At 68.9% G+C, this 1,472-nt stretch carries 2 protein-coding genes; both read left to right on the plus strand.

Annotation, left to right across the window (positions count from 1 at the left end):
• Nucleotides 1–459 (plus strand): transposase family protein (locus LNK82_RS03460; RefSeq protein WP_230565443.1); only part of this gene is annotated, 459 nt, incomplete at its 5' end.
• A gap of 495 nt (nt 460–954) precedes the next feature.
• Nucleotides 955–1,416, plus strand: a complete 462-nt coding sequence (locus LNK82_RS03465; RefSeq protein ID WP_230565444.1) for a hypothetical protein — start codon at nt 955–957, stop codon at nt 1,414–1,416.
• Nucleotides 1,417–1,472: the final 56 nt, after the last annotated feature.

Genomic DNA, 1,472 nt, shown 5'->3' on the forward strand with positions numbered 1-1,472 from the left:
CTCGACGGCACCCTGCTGCGCATCGACCGCATCGCTGCCGATCGGCCGTACTACTCGGGAAAGCACAAGCGCCACGGCATGAACGTCCAAGTCCTTGCCGACCCGGCCGGGCGACTGCTGTGGACCTCGCCCGCGCTGCCCGGCTCGACCCACGACCTGACCGCGGCTCGCACCCACGGCATCGTCGACGCCCTGACCGCAGCGAACATCCCATGCTGGGCGGACAAGGCCTACCGGGGAGCGGGCGGCTCGGTCCGCGTGCCCTATCGCGGCAAGTGGCACAACCTTTCGCCCGGTCAGCAGGCCGTCAACCGCTCGCATGCCCGCATCCGCGCACTCGGCGAACGATCCGTCTCGACCCTGAAGGCCTGGCGGCTGCTGCGCAGACTCCGCTGCTCCACCACCCGCATCACCGACCTGACCAGAGCCGTCCTCACGCTTCACCTCAACGCTGGATGAGGTTGGAAAAGGCTCAGTGACTGGAGAACGCCGCGAGGCAGGCGGATGCGCGCGGCGACGAACGCGAAGGGCGGAACATGCCGGAGGCGCGTTGAAGCGGGCTAGTGGTGACGAACCGGAGTTCCAGGCGGCGCAGGAGTACCGCGACGAGCTCGTCGAACGGATCAAGGGGTCCGAGCCGAGTTCGGGCGTTTGAGCGTGGCCCTGATCACCTCTGCCGAGTTCCGGCGTCCACACGCCCTCATCCTGCGTGCGGATGACGACGATGACTTTCGAGCGGCATGGGGTAGCGCTGTGTAATCGGATGCTGGGTATTCACCCGAACGAGATAATGCTGATGCTCCACCAGTGGTGCGACCATGAGGACGGGCGGTGAGGTGCTCGTCCAGGTGGGGGAGCGATGACACCGCGGCCGATGTGGGCAGGTGCCCGGGCACGACCGCAGATCCACACGCAGCGCCGACCGCCCCCGTCGAATTGGCAACAGGGGGAACGATGACGAAGACGACGAAGGTGGCGGCTGTCCTGACGACCGCTGCCATGACCACGGCTCTGATCGCCGCCACCACCGCATCCGCATCCGCCACCACCGCATCCGCATCCGCCGCCGGCGCTGCCGCGCCGTGGTGGAGCGACCCGGCGACGTGCGCCAACCCGCTCACGGCGGTGCAGCGCACGGTCAGCGGCCGGGTGGTCCAGGTCCGCTACGGCACCTGCGGCGGCGCGCAGTACGGCTGGGGGCGGATCCTCGACTACACCGGCCCGGAGTTCATCCGCTTCGAGGTCGACCTGAACGGGGACCGGGTCGCGGACGACTTCTCGACGTACACCGCGGGCAGCCGCAACTACACGCAGGCCTACCCCACGAGTTCGAGCCCGAACCGCGCGTTCCGGGCGTGCTACGTGGTCGACCCGAACGGCACGTGCACCGCGGGCAACTCCACCGCCTGGTGGTGATCCCGACGCCGCGCCGGTGAACGCGATCGTCGAATCGCGTTCACCGGCGCGGCCCT

It is taken from the genome of Saccharothrix luteola (assembly GCF_020859565.1).
GTDB classification, from domain to species: Bacteria; Actinomycetota; Actinomycetes; order Mycobacteriales; family Pseudonocardiaceae; genus Actinosynnema; species Actinosynnema luteola.

Coding starts and splice junctions, on each gene's coding strand:
- LNK82_RS03465 (WP_230565444.1), top strand. CDS start 955: ATGACGAAGACGACGAAGGTGGCGGCTGTCCTGACGACCGCTGCCATG.